Origin of the sequence: Eisenbergiella porci (assembly GCF_009696275.1) — a bacterium.
Lineage (GTDB): Bacteria > Bacillota > Clostridia > Lachnospirales > Lachnospiraceae > Eisenbergiella > Eisenbergiella porci.
The window spans coordinates 58,558-77,365 of sequence record NZ_VUMI01000015.1 but is presented as its reverse complement, the minus strand read 5'-3'; the positions used below and the strand labels follow the sequence as shown (position 1 = coordinate 77,365).

The following is an 18,808-nucleotide window of genomic DNA, read 5'->3' as shown; positions in this document are numbered from 1 at the left end:
CACCTGCGCCACAAAGTATACCACTTAAATTCAGGTCATTTTTCTGGTACAATGGCTGTATTCCAGAGAAAGACCGTGACGAAATGAAGGGGTATCAAGTGTACAGCAAGGTTCATCAAATGCGGGAGGCTGGCTTTTCCCAGCGCGCCGCAGCAAAAGCTTTGGGTATCAACCGTAAGACCGTGAAACGATATTGGGATATGGATGTGGACGAGTATGAGCATAACGCCCGGAAGATCGTTCGCATCCGCAATCTGGATTCCCGCCGGGATAGATCGTTACCTGGCTCCGGGAGTATCCTTCTTTGACAGCAGCCCAGGTCTGTGACTGGCTGAAAGAGCATTACGAAGAAGCTCACGCTGAGAGAACGGTGTCCCGGTATGTGAAAGAACTCCGGGAGGAATACCGCCTTCCCCGGCATCCGAATCCACGAAGCTATGAGACCGTGGCGGAGCTTCCCATGGGGCAGCAGATGCAGGTAGACTTCGGTCAGACCACGCTCAAGAATGTGGAAGGAGGCTGGACGACGGTGCATGTAGCCGCCTTCCTGCTTTCCCATTCCAGATACAAATACGCTCAGTGCCAGAGCAGGCCCTTTACGGCGGCAGATTTGGTGGCTGCCTGCCATAACTGTTTCCGTTACTGGGGCGGGATGCCCCGGGAGATGGTATTTGACCAGGACAGCATCGTCTGTGTCAGCGAGAACAGCGGCGATATCGTCTACACCTACGAATTTGAGAAGTTCCGCCAGAACTGCAAGGTGGAGATCTACCTCTGCCGGGGAGCAGACCCCGAAAGCAAGGGTAAGATTGAAAATACCGTCAAATTCATAAAAGGCAATTTCCTCAATAACCGTCTTTATGTGGACGATGAGATTCTGAATCGAAGCTGTGTGGAGTGGCTGGAACGGACGGGCAACGCCAAAATCCACGGAACCACCAGGAAGATCCCGGCGGAAGTATTTCAGGAAGAACGGGAGCAGCGATAAGGTACAATAAATTGCGCAAATTAAAAAGGGAAAAAAGAGACACGGTTTGCAGATCTCTGGTAGAATGAAGTCACGACACACCATTCTGAAAGGAGAAAGCAAACCATGTCTGAGAAGATTGTACAGCTGAATGAGGAAGTAATCAAGGGGCAGATCAAAGAATTAGTGAGGGGGAGCGTGGAAGAAACCCTGAATGAGTTGCTGGAAGCCGAGGCGGAGAAACTGACTCAAGCAGCCCGGTACGAGCGCAGCGAGCAGCGACAGGGTTACCGCAGCGGCCACTACAGCCGGAACCTCACCACCACTTCGGGAGATGTCACGCTCAAGGTGCCGCGCCTCAAGGGAATCTCGTTTGAGACAGCCATCATTGAGCGGTACCGCCGTCGTGAGAGCAGCGTCGAGGAGGCGCTCATAGAGATGTACCTGGCCGGCGTCTCTGTGCGCCGGGTGGAGGACATCACAGAGGCCCTGTGGGGCAGCAAGGTATCCCCCTCCACCATCAGTGAGCTGAACAAGAAGGCCTACGTCCACATCGAGGAATGGCGGAACCGCCCGCTGCAGGGCGGCCGCTATCCGTACGTCTATGTGGACGGCTTTTACCTGCGCCGCAACTGGGGCGGTGAATATGAAAATGTAGCCATTCTGGTGGCGATCGCGGTGAATGAGGATGGATACCGTGAGGTTCTGGGCGCTGCCGAGGGTATGAAAGAGGACAAGGTCAGTTGGGTAAGCTTCTTCCAATGGCTTCGCGGCCGTGGTCTGGACGGGGTGCAACTCATCGTGGGCGATAAGTGTCTGGGAATGCTGGAAGCTGTAGGAGAAGTGTTTCCAGAGGCCAAATACCAGCGCTGTACCGTCCATTTCTACCGCAATGTATTCTCTGTTACCCCTCGCTCCAAGGTGAAGCTGGTGGCCAAAATGCTGAAGGCCATTCATGCGCAGGAGAGCAAAAAGGCATCCAGAGAGAAAGCAAAGGCTGTGGTGGCGGAACTGCGCGCTATGAAGTTAACGGAGGCCGCCAAGAAGGTGGAAGATGGCGTTGAAGAAACGCTAACCTACTGTGATTTCCCTTCTGAACACTGGACACGGATCCGCACCAACAATGTGATCGAGCGGCTCAACCGGGAAATCCGTCGTCGGACTCGCGTAGTGGGCGCTTTCCCCGATGGCAACTCAGCCCTCATGCTGGTCTGCGCCCGCCTTCGCCATGTGGCCGGTACTCAATGGGGCAACAAGAGGTATATGAACATGAAGCATTTGGAGGCTGCTATGGAGGACGCCTCTGTTGCTGGTTGACTTCATTCTCTCCAGACTCTGCAAACTATTTTGCGCATAACTCTTGACATTACCGGAGCAGCTTCGTCCTCTCTTTGCGTTGATATTGGCAGTCCGTCATATCCATAGATGGTTCGGCGGAAACAGGTAGAAAAAGCCCCACGGGAGTGATTTCCCGTGGGGATTGCGGTTCTATTCTGTTTTACTGCTCCCACTCGGCTTTGTGGGCTTCCCACCATGCGGGGAAGTTGGGGTCTTTCTTTAGCTGGCCTAACAAGTAGGAAATATTACGGCTATTATCTATGATGTGCTGGTCATCAAAGACAATTATCTCATTGAGAAGGAAAATGTCACCCATTTTATTTCCGGCATGGCAATCGGCATTGATATGTATGCCGCAGAAATCGTTCTTGACTTGAAAAAAAGTTATCCTGGCATTACACTGGAACTCAGCTATGAACAACTAAATACCCCTTTTGCTTTATCTTCTTTGGTGTTAAATGTTGAGATTTCCTGCAATCGTTTTCACGACTTCATAATGTCTTTGCATTTTTTATAGCCTTGGGAATAGGTTACATCCAAACCAAGCTTAACGAATTCATCATACGCATTATCAAGCTTGGTTGGATTAACAACGAATGTACCGGCACCTTGGAAGCGAGGGGCTTTTGCCTTTCCCTTCATTTTACTGCCCTGTACCACTCATTTTAACGGCGTCGTCACCTTGGTTTCCAGCTCGCAATGTGTTACATCACTCCAATGGCGGCGGATGGCAATATCAGCAGAAAGGTCAGTATTGTTATAGGAAATAGACCATTGTGTGTTGCTTGTGATGTTATCGGGGTTTGGGTCTTGTGCCGCCGCTTTCATTGCGTTCCACACGGTATCGTCGGTGTAATTGCCTTTTTCCGTTTCCAGCACCTCCAGCACAGCGTCATAGCGTTCCCTGCCGTGACCGTAGATACCGTTTTTCTGATTTGGAAGCACCTCATCCTTATGACGAATAAAGAAATTAGTAACCACCTCTGATGGAGTATCTATCAGCTCTCTTGGTTCGCCGTTAATGTCATACTCTATTACTCTGCCATCGCCTGATGCATCGGTTATGTAGAAATGATAATCTCTACCGGATGATGCGAACATATCATAGCTGCGCAAAAGCTCCACTGCTTCCTCTGTGGTCGCTGCCCTGTCAAGAACAAGTCGTATCGCAAGAGTAGTTGAAATGACAGGCTTGCCTGTGCTTTGACGTACAGGCTCACTATCAAGTGTCAACACAGCGATAGACACGCCCTTCTCATTCATACCATCAAGGCAGATAAATGGAGCTGTTAGACTTGCTAGCTCTTTTTTGATATTCTCATCAGGCACATTTGCTGAAACATTGTCAAGAGCGGCAAAGGCAATAGACTTATATCCGTCCTTTGGAGCACAGTAAACCAACATAGCAGATGTATCTTTACTAAAATCGTAATTACGTCCCATATGAACGTCGCCGTCCGTATCGGTCAGACAAAACACCGTACAGCCGAAATTGGGCGCTTTGATCTTTACAGGCAGCAGCGGCAACGCCTCTTTCAGAATCGCATCGATCATCGTCTGATCGTCCTGAATGCCGTAATCGATAATATTGTCAAGATTGTAATCGTATTTGACATCCATGCGATAGAGATTGTATCCATCCGCGTAATCCGTAAGCCGCTCAATGCTGCCGATGGTCTGGATCCTGGTGAAATACAGTCCTAAAAACGCAAGCAAGGCGAATACAACGACCGCCAGAATCGCCAGCGAAACGATCAAACTACGCTTCTTTACTTTATTCATGTCTTATTCTCCTTTTTGGTTCGGTATTATTCTGTAATAGAACCCGACCTTGCTTTCGGGTTCTATTACAGAATAAAGAGTTCAAGGGTTTCTTTGAGCGTTTTTATTTGTGCTATCCTTTTATTCGTTAATCTATATGATATGCAATATTAATGGGTACTTCCTGTTTTGAATTTAAATACGAAACCTTAATTCCAATACGCTTTGATTTTCCCTCTAAACTATCGTGCCAACGCAAGATAAATTCTTCTTCTGTAAGATATGTGTAACTACCGGAAGTCGATGGATCCATAAAATAATAGATATATGTATCTTTTTTCGCATCCTTCTTATATCCGATTAACACAACATAATGACCATCGTCTTCTGTTTCAGTCTTATAATCACCGTCATCTTTCCATGCCTGAATCGCACAAATAACAGGAGAATCATCATCAAGAGCTGTCCTTAATTGTATTAGCAAGCTATCCGTATGATCCGAATCGTATTCATTTGAAGCATAATCTACACACACAACCTCTGTTGCAATCACCGGTGTATTCGGAAAACCTTCTGTACGAACGGATTCTAAATATTCTGCTATATTCATATAGTTAGTCCCATTTTCCGGAGTTGCTTCAAGCTCCCAAAGTAATCGATCTTCTCTGGTGTCAAAATCGTATCCCGCATAGCGTAAAACAGATGCAACGCAAGCCACTCCACAGGTAAAATTATGACTTTGTCTATATAACGGTAATTTTATAAGTTTACATATTCCTTTTTCATCCGTTTCAGGCAACGACGTTGATGAAACATTATAATCATAAAATGTATTTCCTTCCGGTTCAGTATCGTTCAAGTAATACTCCTTCATCTGATTGGCAATACCTTCAGATTTCGGTTCTTTGTTTGCTGTAATTATCATAAACAAAGACACAACAAATAAAAGAATTAAAAGCACAGGGATAATCTTCTTGATTGCTTTCATTTTGAAATTCCTCCGATTACAAAGCAAACACTTATTTATATTATCCTGCTTTTGCTTTGCTGTGTCAAGTGGTACAGAAAAAATCATAGGTCTTTTCTCTTCATATTTACCACAATTGCGGTGAAATATGACTGCAATCGCATAGCAAGTACATTCTGTAATTGCTGTAAATTCATTTGATGTGTTTTACGCTCCAATCAATTCCATTTCCCCAATGAAACAAGGGGCATTTATGAAATTGATTAGGGAAATGAGTTTATGCTCCCTGAGTTTATGCTTCCTGAACTCAATCTTACAGAAACTGCTGTCACTGTGGTAAACGCATGGATCAGTGCTCACCCTTCATATGACTTGGAGGTTGTGTTCAGCTGTCTGAACCAGAAAAACTATAATTTGGTAAAAGGAAGAATGGGGCGTTTGGCAAAAGGAAATACAGTCGATGATCATGGTGAATTTTGAAGATGAGAAAAAGAACTCAAAAACTTTAATGAATAATTTCTTTTGTTGCATGCAGAGAGACATTTTTAAACTCTCTGCATATTATACTTACCTCATCAAAAGAAAAAGGTATTAAGAAGGAGTGGAATCAGGATGATTGATAATGCGGACATTATTGAACAAACCGGTGCACTGCAGAAACTCAGCGATGCTGACAGGGTTATGCTTGTGTTTAATACATATGTATGCCCAAGTAAATGCTACCAATAGCAATTCTTACATTGAACGATATAAGGCAATATTGCTACAACATCCTGAATTTACCCCGTTTTCTTGGGGTTCCAACACAATTTATATTGATACTGAATATACGCTCTATGATGTAGACAAAAACGGAATTCCTGAACTTATAGTGAAGGAGGATAGGTCGAAGTATTATATTTACTCTTTTAACGGAACGGATGTTATTTCAAGCGATGTGTGTTATTGGTCTTATGATGAGTGTTTGTATGAGTATGAAGGAAACGGAATTGCAATCCATGATGGCGGTATGGGGAACATGCGAATTGAGAACGTCTCATTATATTCGATGGTGAACAATAAGTTGGTGTGGTCAGGGGAACTTATGAGTACAGAGGAGTGCTCCTCCTTTGATGAGTTATATTCTTTCTTGGATAGCCTGACTCCAATCAACGATTTCCTCCCGATAACTGACTATTCACATCTGTCCAATTAACCGAATAAATAAGCGCAAAGGGTGGAAGTTAGAACGATTAACACTTAATTCTTGTACTTTGCGCTTGTTTACCTATAGTATTGGAAATATGGCTATTCAGCGGGTACTTCCTCAGTTGTGGGTTTCCGGTAGGAGAAGATGCTCTTCGTTGGAACTTACAGATTAAAGGCAACCATCGTTTCCTTTGGCGGCTTCTCATTCTCGCAGCTTAGAAGATACGTTATCGCCTTGTTTGCAAAGCGGTTTGTTTTCATGGTATCCCAATCGGCAAGCCGGGCGATCTCCGCTGTGCCGTTCTCAAAATCCAACGAAATCTCGCCCCATTCGCCGTCGCAGTCTGCTTGATATTCGTAGATTGCGGTGGCGATTTTCTTTTTGCGCTTAGTTTTGGATTTCTGTTTCAGCCGGACAGCATGGAGCGCACCTTCGGCAACCAGACGCTCCGTCAGCTTGTCCACCGCTTTCCGGTAGGCTCGCTCCGCACCGCTGGCTGTGCTGCCCTCAAACATAACTGCCAGTTCTTCAAAGGTGGGGCGGTTCTTCCATGAACCAACACGTCCACAGGCCATGCAGACCGCCAGCCGCTTTTCAAGCAAGGTCTGTTCCCGGTAGTTCAGCTTCTCGAAAGCCCGTTGCACCTTTTCTGCCTGTATGCCGTTCCAGAGGATGTCGGTATAGTTCCAAGTATCATCAAGGGCAACATCCTCGCCTGTTTCCTCACCGTCCTCGTCTGTCACATAGAAAGGCTGCTGATTGCGGATGCCACGGACAACTTTCAGATATTCTTCCGCAAGAGCAAGGTCACAGTTATACTTCTTGGAAAACTCGCTTACAGCATCCTTGGTGTTAAGGTACAGCCATGCCATTGACCGCACCATTTTATAATTGGTCAGAGAGGATACCGACCATTTTTCTTCGCCCATGCGGAAACGGAGCATAGTGTCCCGGATGAACTGAAAAATGTATGTAGCATACTCCGCACCCTTGGCAGGATCATAGTCCATCAGCTTTTGGAGCATTTGCTCCCGACAGGAGAGTTTTATATCCAGAAAACGGTCTGTGTCGTACAGATCGCCGCCATCCACACCGAGAAAGGTTTTGATGCGCTTGTTAAGCTGCGGCTCGTAGTGGTGCAGGAAGAACGAAAAATATAGCAAATTCTTTTCCTGCAAGGCAGACAGGATGTATTCATTCAGGCTGCCTACCGCTGGCGGTTCCGGTTCCAGTTGGAAGATGCGCTCTGCCACATAGGGAATGATGCCGTCACCGTGCGGATTTACAGCGTGTTTTGGTATGTATCCGGTCATATTCCATGTAAAATCATTCAGCATAGCGCACCTCCCTCCCGATTTAATATAATATTTGCGAACATTCAGAAAGCTGAAATTTTCTGTTCCCTACAAATTGGAATGGGCTTACTTCTTTTTCTGCTTGTGTTTGATGATTGCTTTTATTACAAAGCATATCAGCAACATAACAAGGGTAAATGCTCCATAAACCAAAATGCTTGTGTACCAAGGTGCTGATTGCATAGCATACAGTTCAGGGCGAGTTTTGAAGTCCCAAAGAACATAAAACCCATGCCCAATGAATACACCAACAAAAGAACCAATAATGATATTTAAGATATTGTTCAGCTTTTTCATACAATCACACTCCTTTGTCAAATTCAAAGTTTTCTCATAGCTTCTTTATTCAAGGCCGCCTGTTCCATTTCTTTCTCATAATCGCCCTTGGCGTAAGCGACATTGCTGATCGCCTTCTGCATTTTATCCTTCGCCAGTTTCTTCATAACCTCCGCAAGATTAGCGTCCAGCGTGCCACGCTTCACGTAGCGGTTTATGGTGTTCAGCCGTTTCTCATAAATCTGTTTCAGCGGATGATCGTCCGCAAGTTCCCGCTGTTCTCTGCCTTTCAGGTTGCCGATCTGTCGGCAAGTGCGGTGCAGCTTATCTCCCGGCGCATAGCCACCGCAGTATTTGGTGTGCCTTGCGTTGGTGGTGAGGAACCATTTGCCGCAGATTTTGCATTTCTTCGGGGCATGACCGACACATAAACCCTCAAAGAGATCAGACCGGAACATCCCCACAAAGGATACATAGTGCATCCGTTTGACCAGCTTTGCCATATCCTCGCCGGGACGGATGGTTGCCACATACTGAACAGAGTTGTTCGCAACAGACATCCAGGCATTGCCCTCTGTGATAGAAAACTCCGGAGGGAAATAGCTTCCGAACATTTTTGCAAAGCCCTCTGCGGTACGGTCTGCTTCGTTGCCGTCTGATTTTGCTGCAAAATCAAGCATTGCGGTTTGGTATTCTCCAAGGGAGTATGCCAGATGCCCGAATACAGCGGTATAGCGTTGGAGCATCATCGCATCCGCATATTTCGGAACTTCTTCAAACTGCAATGAGTTGGTTGCGGCTTTTATAGCAAACTCCACATATTTCAGCGTATTGTCGGCAGTAAAGACTTTTTCTATTCGTTCCCGGTGCTGTGATATGTTCATATAGGAGAACGGCGGTGTTTTACTGAGAATACCCAGCATTGCCAGAGCAGCATCCCTTGCCATAGGAAAGAGCGCAGAAACATCCTGTCCTGCGTTCAGCATACCAAGCAGCAGATTGATTTTTTGGCATTGCTCGTTCATCTGGGCAAGAGTATCTGCCGAAACATTCAGCGCATCACAGGCAAGAGTGCCGACAGGAAATGTTTTGCCCTCATATATGACCGTATCCTGCCAAAAATCCAATGTCATCAGTTCTTGATTCATACTCGCCCTCCTGTCCTGTTTTTTCATTTCTTTCATTATACCATGCAAATATGAAGAAATCTACATCCCGCGGAAAGTTGTCCTGTTTTTTGAAATGGGGTTGTCCTCCGATTAGCCTGTTTTTTGAAAAATCTGTCATAACCATAGTAGAAAGAGCGAAACACCTGCCAATCACGGCGGGTGTTTCGTGCTTTCTGAATACTATGAACGGAGGTTTTTCTATGACAATCTATGAAACCATCAAGGCGGCAATCAGCGTAAAACAAGCCGCCAAACACTACGGGCTGAAAGTGAGCCGCAACGGCATGGCTTGCTGCCCGTTCCACAACGACAGGTATCCGAGCTTGAAGCTGAACGAGGAATATTTCTTCTGCTTTGGCTGCGGAGCCAAGGGGGATGTGATCGACTTCGTGGCAAGGTTCTTCGATCTGAGCAGTTATGAAGCAGCACAAAAGCTGTCTTCGGATTTTGGGCTTGACCCGAAACCGCCCACTGCCGCAGCTATGGTCAAGCCGAAACATCCCTATATCCGTCAGTTCCGGGAGGACGAAATGATGTGCTTCCGGGTGCTGACCGACTATCTGCATCTGCTGGAAGATTGGAAAGTGCGGTATGCACCGAAAACACCGGACGATGCACTGGATGACCGTTTTGTGGAAGCCTGTCAGATGCTCTGCCATATCGAATATCTGGCAGATATTTTGACAGTCGGTGATTTAGAAGAGCGGGTTGCTGTGGTGGACGAGCTGATGAAAAGCGGCAAAATCACTTTTCTGAAGGAGTACACCGCACGAAAGAAAAAGGAGGTGGCGCACCGTGGCGAAGAACCGGAAAACGCCTGATATGAACCTGCCTGTCTGGTTTGATGGACAGAACATCAACGAAGCTCTGTTTTGTGAGGAATTTCTGCATGAGCGCAGGATCATCTTTGCAAACGGAGCTTTTTTCACGCCCGATGGTCGAGTGACGGACGATCTTCCTCTGCGTGGGGAGATTTACGACAAGCTGAAATTCTGTGCCGTGAACAACATCCCCCGGAAGATCACCAACATTCTTGAAGTGCTGAAACTGGAAGCGCAAGTGCCTGACTTTCCACCGGAGCAGGATCGCATCCATGTGTCCAACGGTACGCTGCTGCTGAACGGCACATTTACCGAGGGCAGACCGACTATCGTGCGGAGCCGTCTTCCTGTTGCCTACAATCCCGATGCCCCCGCACCTGTGATCTGGCTGACCTTTCTGGATGAGCTGCTCCATGCGGAGGACATCCCCACCTTGCAGGAGTTCATCGGTTACTGTCTGATTCCCTCCAACAAAGGTCAGCGCATGATGGTCATTAAGGGCAACGGCGGCGAGGGTAAATCCCAAATCGGTGCGGTGCTTTCTGCTATCTTCGGTACGAATATGAAAGATGGCAGTATTGGTAAGATTTCTGAAAACCGTTTCGCTCGTGCCGATCTGGAACACATCCTGTTGTGCGTAGATGATGATATGCGGATGGAAGCCCTGCGCCAGACCAACTATGTAAAATCCATCGTGACGGCACAGGGCAAGATGGATTTGGAACGCAAGGGCAAGCAGAGCTACCAGGGATGGATGTTTGCCCGGCTGCTTGCATTCAGCAACGGCGATCTGCAAGCCCTGTATGACCGCAGCGACGGTTTTTACCGCAGACAGCTTGTGCTGACCACTAAGGAAAAGCCGGTGGACAGAGCTGACGATCCTGACCTTGCGGAGAAGATGAAAGCCGAAGCCGAGGGCATCTTCCTGTGGGCATTGGAGGGCTTGCAGCGGCTTGTTGCCAACAACTTTAAGTTTACAGCGAGTGACCGTATCCGTGAAAACCGGGAAGCGGTCAAGCGTGACAATAACAACATTTTCGATTTCATGGAGTCGGAGGGATACATCCGACTGAAAGCGGATGCGTCCATCAGCTCCAAAGATTTCTATGAAATCTACCGGATGTGGTGCGAGGAAAATTCCCTTGCTCCGCTGAAAGCCCGTAGCTTCAGCGACGCCATGATTGCCAATGCCGGGAGATTCAATCTCGAGCATTGCAACAACATCACCAACTCTGCCGGACGGCGGGTGTGGGGCTTTATGGGCGTGGAAGCTGTGGCAAGACCTCATATAAACGGGTTTTACGATGTTTCGCCGTGTACGTACGTACCGGAGGACTGGCGGGATTGATTTTGCCAGTCATGCTCTGTACGTATGTACGCAGCATTTTACACGTTGTTCTCTATTTATGGGAACAACCAGAGGTCAGAACTAACCTGTTTTCGGGCATTGAAAATCAATGGTAATGGAAACAGCAAAGTTTTTGATCGCAGGACGAAACCATTTCACGAAATCGTGCTTCTCTGAACCGTGTACCCTGTTCACGGAACAATGGGTGTTTTCACTATTCCAGACCAAACCGCACGAAACAGAAAAGCGGGATATGGTCATATATGGACAGGACATCACGGAAGAAATTCTGAATGAATTTCAGAGATTGCAGATTTTTCGCTATTCGGTGTATCTGCTCCGTTTTGGAGTGCAGAGGTTGCACCGAACCACAAACAGAATTATGGAGGATTTTTCAATATGAATGTACGCAACGAAATAAAGGCACAGATCATCCGTGCCGGAATGACCATGCAGGAAGTAGTTGACCTGCTCTCAGACGAATACGGTTGGAGCGACAGCGTTTCCAACCTGTCCGCAAAATTACAGCGGGAAAGTATCCGATACAAGGAAGTATTGGAGCTTGCCGCTGCGCTGGGATACGACATCGTATGGCAGCAAAGACGGGAGAAGTAATGCCCCGGCAACAGCCCCCTCGCATCTCCCGTCCCCATAGGCGCACCGCAGTGCTGCCTATGGATGGCAGTGAAAGATACGGTTTTCGCTGCCGCCGTCTGTAAGAAATGTTCTGCAGAACAGCTTCATGCAGACGGGTTGACCATGGGAAAAGGCGCAGACATTTTGCCTTGGTCAGCAGAGGTCACCGCAGTGACCGCATACCCCCTCCGGAGGAGCCCTCGGAGAGCCCACGGCACTTTGCAGCCAATATGGATGAAAGTGTAATAGTGGGTTATTACACTTTGAAAAAGTGCCGTTCCCCAGCCCTCCGCTGTCTGCAAATCCCAAAGAAAGGACAAAAAATCTATGGCAAGAAATGATGGAATAGATCGTACCGTAGCCCGAAATCAAGACTTGAAAACACCGGATGATGTGGCGAAGGTACAGGAACACAATGAACGTGAAAAGGACAGCTACAGCAATCAGGACATCGTGCCGGAACGCACTGCGCTGAATGTCCACTTCAAAGCCCCCACGGACGATTATGTAAAAATGTTTGAGCAGATGGAACAGGACGTTGTAATCTCCACAAGAGGTCTGAAACCGGATGCCGTCAAATACGGTGAGCTGATCTTCGATGTGAACTCCGCATATTTTTATAACCACGGCGGCTATGAGTTTGCAAAACAGTTTTATGCCGATGCCTATAAAGCCGCTGTGGAGATCGTGGGCGGTGAGCAGTATATCCTCTCCGCTGTAATGCATGCCGACGAGCGCAACCGGGCAATGTCGGAAGCTCTGGGTGAGGATGTGTACCACTATCACCTTCATGTGGTTTATATCCCGGTGGTGGAGAAACAAATCCTGTGGTCGAAGCGATGCAAGGATGAATCCCTCCGGGGAACGGTAAAGGAAACGATCACACAGGTCAGCCGCAGTAAGAAATGGGAGTCCAAGCCCGTTTTGGATGCTGAGGGAAATCCAATGCTGAACGCAAAAGGGAAAAAGATTTTAAAGTCGTCCTACAGTGTATTGCAGGATGACTTTTTTCATTTCATGCGAGCTGCCGGATATGATGATGTGGAGCGTGGAGAGCGTGGCAGTACAGAGGAACATCTGACCGTGACACAGTTTAAGGTACAGGCTGAACAGCAGCGTTTGGAAGTTGTAACCGGACAGGTGGCACAGGCCGAGCAGAGTTTGGAGGATGCCAAATCTGCCACGGAGAAGCAGAAAAAGAGACTGGAAGCTCTACAAAGGGAAACCAAGGCGGCAAAGACCATTGCGTTGACGGTGCAGGATATTGATGCGATGGGCAAGAAAAATGCCATCACCGGAAATATTTCGCTCACACCAGATCAGTGTGATACGCTCAAACGCTATGCGGTTAATGGCATTATTACCAATGCCGACAACAAGCGGTTGAAGGAGAAACTGGCTTCCGCTGAAAAGACAGTTTCCATCTGGAAGCAGCGGTACGATGCGCTGAACGAAAAATATCAGGAACTCAAAAAGAAAGCCCAACCCTATCTGGATGCACTGGAAATTGCATCCGAAAAGGTTCGGGCTTTTCTTAACGCCATCCTCGCCAGAGGACAGGAAAAACAGGAACACAGACAGCCTGACCGCAGGCGTGGTCAGAATATGGAAATCTAAGAAAGGAATTACTGCCTATGATTGATATTGTAAGTAAAGTTAATAACGTGATGCTCGAAGGTGCGCCACTGTGGGATGTCATTGACGCCTGTTCCGTGATTGATATAGAAGCCTGCTTTGATCCGATATTTGAGCCGCCGCTGGATTTTCTGGAAGAATGCCGTAAACGTCAGGAAGCAGCGCAGTCTCCGTTTCACACTACCATTGAACGGAAGATCGGCAACACATGGTATATCGTTGAAACAGAATGTATTGGAAGTGAGCCGCTTGCCGATAAGGTAAAACGGCTCATTTTTTCTGATAAGGGGGTGGCTTGTTAATGACAGAGACACAAAGTTATGTTAATATAAAACCATGCACTACGGTACTGTCAGCTGACCAACCACCGAAGGAGGAAACAATGTTGGATCAGCAGAAAATAACTGTTCTCTACTGCCGTCTTTCTAATGAAGATGCGCTGGATGGAGAAAGCAACAGTATCGCAAATCAGAAAGCAATCTTAACGAAATACGCAAAGGAACACGGGTTCATCAACATCCGGATTTTCGTGGATGATGGTTATACCGGGACGAACTTCAATCGTCCCGGCATCCAGGAAGCACTTTCCCTTGTGGAGCAGGGATTGGTCGAAAATTTCATCGTCAAGGATATGAGCCGCTTCGGTCGAGACTATTTACAAGTCGGACAGTACACGGAGCTGGTTTTCCCAAGCTATGATGTTCGTTTTATCGCCATTCATGATGGTGTGGACAGTGCCAAGGGTGACAATGATTTCACACCTTTCCGTAATCTGTTCAATGACTTCTATGCCAAAGATACCAGTAAAAAAGTGCGCTCTGTCATGCGAGCGAAAGGTAACAGCGGAAAGCATCTGGGCAGCCCGCCCTACGGATACCGCAACGATCCGGAGGACAAGCATCACTGGCTCATCGATGAAGAAGCAGCTCCTGTTATCAGGAGGATTTTCGATTTGACCATTGATGGCAAGGGACCGACCAAAATCGCAAGAATTCTGGAACAGGAGCAGGTGCTTACAACCAAGGCGCTGTATGCCAAGCAGAAAGGCAAACCACTTCCGGATAAACCGTATCGCTGGAATGAAAATTCTGTTGTCGGTATTCTGGAAAGAATCGAGTACACCGGATGTACCTGTAACTTCAAGACTTATTCCAAGTCCTACAAGCTGAAAAAGCGGATAGCGAATGATCCGGAAAATATGGCAATTTTCCCGAATACGCAGGAAGCTATCATCACGCAGGCTCAGTTTGATCGAGTACAGGAACTGCGAAAAAATAAACGCCGACCTACAAAAGCAGATCGGCAGGGGTTATTCTCTGGACTGCTGTTCTGCCCGGATTGTGGAAACAAGCTGCACTTCGCAACCTGTAAGAGTTTTGAGGGCAAGCAGGATCACTATGTTTGCTCCAGCTACAAGAGCAATCGTGGCACCTGTACTGCACACTATATACGGGAAGAAACGCTCCGTGATCTTGTTCTGGAACGCATCCGGGCTGTCTGCGATTATATTCGCAGTGATGTAGATGGTTTTCAGGAAGAATGGCTGCAATGCCGTCGTACAGATCAGGAGAAAAGCATTCTGGAGGATCAGCGGAAAATTGCCAAAGCAAAGAAGCGTCTTGCTGACCTGGATGTTCTGATTACACGTATTTATGAGGACGCTGTTCTGGGAAATCTCAGTCAGGAGCGGTATCAGAAGATGTCGCAGAGCTACGAGGAAGAACAGGAGCGTCTGAAGCTTGAGATTGAAGTAACAGAAGAATGGGTTGACCAGCAGATGGAACTGGAGGACAATCTGGATGCTTTCCTTGCTCTGACAGAAAAGTATGTGGATGTCCGAGAACTGACACCGACGATTGTAAACGAGTTCATCAAGAAGATTCTCGTTTACGCACCGGACAAGTCCAGTGGAAAGCGTCAGCAGCGTGTCCGCATCTTCTTTAACTTCCTTGATGAAGTGGAGATTCCCACTGTATTTGAACCCATTATCTATGAAAGACCTACGAAAAACAGAAAAACGGCGTGACCTTTCGGTCACACCGTTCTTCTGCAACTTAAATAGTTACTTATCCCTATTAAGCCTTTACGGCACAGGTTTTCTTATTCCCCGCCGCTGCAAAAAATGTGTATTTCTTGCATAAAGACGGGAATGATTCTATAATAGTATTTAGAAAGCGGCCGCGTTTCGGCAGGGTCTTCTGCATGGGAAATCCGCATTATGCCGCCCATGTCCAACCGCACGGACTGTAGGAAGGGAAACACTTCTCCGTTATAAATAAAAACAAACAGTAGCTGTTCAGTATCCCTCACAGTTACAACAGACATTCTTTACTGACTTTATGCCAATCAGAACCGGGAAAGGAATGAAACCGATGACATCTCGTTTCCATATAAAAAAGGATGGCGTCAAACCGGCCGTCAGCAGCCCCAGGGACTGGTACCGGCTGGATCTGTCCGCCATCGTATATCCCACTCTGCAGAGACGGGATTTTTCGTCCGTATACAGGCTGTCCGTCCTCCTCAAGGAGGATATCCGGCCGGAAGTGCTTCAGCAGGCGGTGGATATCGCGCTGAAACGCTTCCCCACCTATAAGGTATGTATCCACAAGGGACTTTTCTGGCGTTATCTGGAGCCGAACAACCGCCCCGGCCCTTTTGTCAGGCCGGATATCCACAACCCCTGTATGCCCATGCACTTTAAATCAGGCGGCCGTTATCTGCTGCGCGTTTATTATTATGGGAAAAGGATTTCCCTGGAATGTCACCACTGCCTCGGCGACGGTACCGGAGGCATGTGCGTGCTGCAGACAATTACCGCCGTATATCTGCGGCTCCTGGGCGCTGAAATATCCAACGGCTATTTTGTGCTGAATGTAAACGAAGCCCCCGATCCCGAAGAGCTGGAGGACGCCTACATGCGCTATGCAAACGCTCTTTACTGTCCGCCCAGGCCCGCGGAGAAGACTTACCGGGTGCGCGGAACCAAGGAACCGTTCCATACCTTCAACATCATTGACGGCATTATGTCCGTAAAGGAGGTAGCCGCCGTAGCCGCAAGGTACAACGCCACCATAACCGAATATCTGAATTCCGTGCTGCTGTACGCCCTGCTCAACAAGCAGAACATGGATTTTCATCTCAAGCTGTATCCGGTGAGAATCGCCATGCCGGTGAACCTGAGGCGTTTTTTTCCTTCCAAGACGCTGCGTAACTTTATCACCATGGTTTACCCCTCCATTGATCCCAGGCTGGGTAATTACACCTTTGAAGAAATCGTTGCCCAGGTGCACAATTACATGCGCTATTATATCAACGAAAAATTCCTTCGCGGCGACATCACCACAAACGCCGCCACCACCCGCAACCCTTTTATCCGCGTGGTGCCCCTCTTCCTGAAGGACATTGTGGTCAGGACCTTTTACAGGAAGGTGCAGGATAAAAATTCCTCGGCCGGCCTGACCAATATGGGAGCCATGAAGGTTCCCGAGGACATGAAGCCTTACATCGACCGGTTTGACATTTACATGGGCCAGCCCTTTTCCTCCCGCACCAACTGCGCCATCATCAGCTTTGACGATACGCTGACTATCAACTTTGCCAGCTGTATCATGGAGGCCGACGTGGAACGCCATTTTTTCCGTAAGCTGGTAGAGGACGGCATCCATGTAAAAATCGAAAGCAACCGTACCTTTGACGATGAATAATTTTTCCTCCCTTTATAAAAAGAAAAGCCGGAGCCGCAAACAGCCGGCACCTCCGGCAGGTCCTTCCGGCAGATATCATTTTCCACAACAAAAAAGCTGTATCCTTACAGCGGAATGGAGTTTAATATGTCATATTGTGTAAACTGCGGCGTAAAACTGGACGATACCCTGGAACGCTGTCCGCTCTGCAATACGCCGGTAATCAATCCGAATGAAATAACCTATACCCACTCCGTGCCCCCTTTTCCAAAGGAAAACGGTCAGGTGGAAACGGTAAAAAACAAGGATGTGGCCATTCTCTACTCTCTGGTGCTCATTGCTGCCGGAGCCGCCTGCGGGCTTCTGAACCTGCTGGTGTTCAACAGCAGCGCCTGGTCTTTGTATGTGATTGGGATATGCATTATCCTCTGGGTAGTGGCCATTCCTGTTTTTATCTATACCGAGCTTCCCATCTATGTTTCCCTGCTGTTTGACGGGCTTTCCATCGGACTTTACGAATACCTGATCACCTTTAACACTCCCAGCTCCCGCTGGTTCTACCAGCTGGCCCTGCCCATCACTGCGGTGGTCACGGTGCTGGCCATCCTGCTGGCCGCCCTGTGCAGAAAGGTTTCCTCTTCCTTCCTGGCATCGGCGCTCTATGTGTTCTCGGAAATCGCGGTACTATGTATTTCCATTGAACTGCTGATCCGCCGGTTCCTTTCCAGGCCGTTTCTGCTCACCTGGTCCGCCGTCGTCCTCACCGCCTGTGCAATCATTATTGTGGCGCTGATAACCATGCTTTCCAGAAAACGGCTGCGCGGCGCAGTAAGAAGAAGGCTGCATTTCTGAATTCAGAAATGCAGCCTTTTTTGTCCATATTACATTTTAATGGAAATTATTAATCCAGCATATCTACAAACCGGAGGCCTTCCTCATAAACCCGGTTCTTCGTCTCCAGGCGCTGGCCGTTGATCGTGACCACCATTTCCTGCGCGTCATATGCCGCCAGGAAGGAATTCGTCAGCGCTGCCATAATAACGGCTTCACTTCCTTCCTCCATAGTCTTCAGATAGTCTCTGAAGCCTGCGGAAAGATCCAGCGTAAGCTTTTCCTTATCCTCTGATATTGTAAAATCATTTACCTTGGTATCAACCGACACAATATTCTTCTTGCGCAGCTCGCCAATGATTGTCTCCGGCGTTTTCCGCAGAACCTCCACCTCCTCGGTGCTCAGCTCCTTACCCACGCTTGAACCATAATATATCGTCACTATCTCCGGCTCACCGGTTGCCGTAACCGATTCTGCCTCCAGCTCTTCCACCGTTTCCGCGCTGCCCGAAGAGGTGATTTCCAAAGCAGTGTAGTTTCCGGTTTCCGCAGTTCCTCCGCATGCCGCAAAAACGGCAGCCATACAGAGTATTCCTCCTAATATCGTAATGCTGCTCTTTTTCATGCCTGCTCCCTTCTGCGCATATGGCTTATCGTGTTTCCGCAGAAACCTTCCCTGATGCCCTATGCTCCTCTGATTACAGTCTTCCTCCCCGAAAGTCCGCTCTTTCGTACAGCCGGTATATAAAAACCACGCTTCCTTCCTGCCGCCGATTAAAAGCAAGAAACAGCCCCTAACCTTAGTCGATTGTACTTTATTCCCTTCCCGCTG

At 47.8% G+C, this 18,808-nt stretch carries 19 protein-coding genes; 13 read left to right on the top strand and 6 right to left on the bottom strand.

The window, feature by feature from the left end:
• Positions 1-83 precede the first annotated feature (83 nt).
• From FYJ45_RS30620 to FYJ45_RS11145, 4 genes are all read left to right on the top strand, one after another.
• A complete protein-coding gene (locus tag FYJ45_RS30620; RefSeq protein WP_235930762.1) occupies positions 84-308 on the top strand; it encodes a helix-turn-helix domain-containing protein in 225 nt (74 codons plus the stop codon).
• On the top strand, positions 305-988 hold the full coding sequence (locus FYJ45_RS11155; RefSeq protein ID WP_235930761.1) for a DDE-type integrase/transposase/recombinase: 684 nt from the start codon (positions 305-307) through the stop codon (positions 986-988). Before FYJ45_RS30620 ends, FYJ45_RS11155 begins: the two co-directional genes overlap by 4 nt.
• A gap of 105 nt (positions 989-1,093) precedes the next feature.
• Positions 1,094-2,284, top strand: a complete 1,191-nt coding sequence (locus tag FYJ45_RS11150) for an IS256 family transposase (RefSeq protein WP_154464636.1) — start codon at positions 1,094-1,096, stop codon at positions 2,282-2,284.
• 286 nt (positions 2,285-2,570) lie between these two features.
• Positions 2,571-2,822: a DUF1273 domain-containing protein gene (locus FYJ45_RS11145; RefSeq protein WP_235930760.1), complete on the top strand. Its 252-nt coding sequence runs from the start codon at positions 2,571-2,573 to the stop codon at positions 2,820-2,822.
• Positions 2,823-2,965: 143 nt separating this feature from the next.
• On the opposite strand, the gene FYJ45_RS11140 is transcribed toward FYJ45_RS11145, so the two are convergent.
• Together FYJ45_RS11140 and FYJ45_RS11135 are read right to left on the bottom strand one after the other, a co-directional pair.
• Entirely contained in the window at positions 2,966-4,087 is a 1,122-nt protein-coding gene (locus tag FYJ45_RS11140) for a linear amide C-N hydrolase (protein WP_154464635.1), read from the bottom strand.
• 127 nt (positions 4,088-4,214) lie between these two features.
• Positions 4,215-5,054: a C39 family peptidase gene (locus tag FYJ45_RS11135; protein ID WP_195841781.1), complete on the bottom strand. Its 840-nt coding sequence runs from the start codon at positions 5,052-5,054 to the stop codon at positions 4,215-4,217.
• A 601-nt stretch (positions 5,055-5,655) separates the two neighbouring features.
• Here FYJ45_RS11135 and FYJ45_RS11130 point away from each other — a divergent pair.
• Complete coding sequence (locus tag FYJ45_RS11130; protein ID WP_154464633.1) at positions 5,656-6,228, top strand: hypothetical protein; 573 nt, start codon at positions 5,656-5,658, stop codon at positions 6,226-6,228.
• Between the two features lie 155 nt (positions 6,229-6,383).
• Here FYJ45_RS11130 and FYJ45_RS11125 read toward each other — a convergent pair whose 3' ends face one another.
• The 3 genes from FYJ45_RS11125 to FYJ45_RS11115 form a co-directional block, all read right to left on the bottom strand.
• Positions 6,384-7,559 (bottom strand): sigma-70 family RNA polymerase sigma factor, encoded by a 1,176-nt coding sequence (locus tag FYJ45_RS11125; protein WP_154464632.1) that lies wholly within the window; start codon positions 7,557-7,559, stop codon positions 6,384-6,386.
• Positions 7,560-7,643: 84 nt separating this feature from the next.
• On the bottom strand, positions 7,644-7,874 hold the full coding sequence (locus FYJ45_RS11120; protein WP_154464631.1) for a hypothetical protein: 231 nt from the start codon (positions 7,872-7,874) through the stop codon (positions 7,644-7,646).
• A gap of 23 nt (positions 7,875-7,897) precedes the next feature.
• Positions 7,898-9,001 carry a DUF6076 domain-containing protein gene (locus FYJ45_RS11115; RefSeq protein ID WP_154464630.1) on the bottom strand — a complete coding sequence of 368 codons (1,104 nt, stop codon included), beginning with the start codon at positions 8,999-9,001 and terminating at the stop codon, positions 7,898-7,900.
• A 221-nt stretch (positions 9,002-9,222) separates the two neighbouring features.
• On the opposite strand from FYJ45_RS11115, the gene FYJ45_RS11110 reads away from it, so the two are divergent.
• The 8 genes from FYJ45_RS11110 (at position 9,223) to FYJ45_RS11075 (ending at position 17,997) form a co-directional block, all read left to right on the top strand.
• Positions 9,223-9,843, top strand: a complete 621-nt coding sequence (locus tag FYJ45_RS11110; protein ID WP_154464629.1) for a CHC2 zinc finger domain-containing protein — start codon at positions 9,223-9,225, stop codon at positions 9,841-9,843.
• A gap of 1 nt (position 9,844) precedes the next feature.
• On the top strand, positions 9,845-11,191 hold the full coding sequence (locus FYJ45_RS11105; protein WP_154464669.1) for a DNA primase family protein: 1,347 nt from the start codon (positions 9,845-9,847) through the stop codon (positions 11,189-11,191).
• Positions 11,192-11,590: 399 nt separating this feature from the next.
• Entirely contained in the window at positions 11,591-11,806 is a 216-nt protein-coding gene (locus tag FYJ45_RS11100) for an LLM class flavin-dependent oxidoreductase (RefSeq protein ID WP_117803036.1), read from the top strand.
• Positions 11,807-12,154: 348 nt separating this feature from the next.
• A complete protein-coding gene (locus tag FYJ45_RS11095; protein WP_154464628.1) occupies positions 12,155-13,444 on the top strand; it encodes a plasmid recombination protein in 1,290 nt (429 codons plus the stop codon).
• Between the two features lie 17 nt (positions 13,445-13,461).
• On the top strand, positions 13,462-13,764 hold the full coding sequence (locus tag FYJ45_RS11090; RefSeq protein ID WP_154464627.1) for a hypothetical protein: 303 nt from the start codon (positions 13,462-13,464) through the stop codon (positions 13,762-13,764).
• A gap of 80 nt (positions 13,765-13,844) precedes the next feature.
• Positions 13,845-15,488, top strand: coding sequence for a recombinase family protein (locus FYJ45_RS11085; RefSeq protein WP_330588637.1), 1,644 nt, complete (start codon positions 13,845-13,847; stop codon positions 15,486-15,488).
• Positions 15,489-15,825: 337 nt separating this feature from the next.
• Positions 15,826-17,166, top strand: coding sequence for an alcohol acetyltransferase (locus tag FYJ45_RS11080; protein ID WP_235930759.1), 1,341 nt, complete (start codon positions 15,826-15,828; stop codon positions 17,164-17,166).
• 126 nt (positions 17,167-17,292) lie between these two features.
• Positions 17,293-17,997: a DUF6320 domain-containing protein gene (locus FYJ45_RS11075; protein ID WP_154464625.1), complete on the top strand. Its 705-nt coding sequence runs from the start codon at positions 17,293-17,295 to the stop codon at positions 17,995-17,997.
• 49 nt (positions 17,998-18,046) lie between these two features.
• Here FYJ45_RS11075 and FYJ45_RS11070 read toward each other — a convergent pair whose 3' ends face one another.
• Positions 18,047-18,601 (bottom strand): GerMN domain-containing protein, encoded by a 555-nt coding sequence (locus FYJ45_RS11070; protein ID WP_154464624.1) that lies wholly within the window; start codon positions 18,599-18,601, stop codon positions 18,047-18,049.
• Between the last annotated feature and the right edge of the window lie 207 nt (positions 18,602-18,808).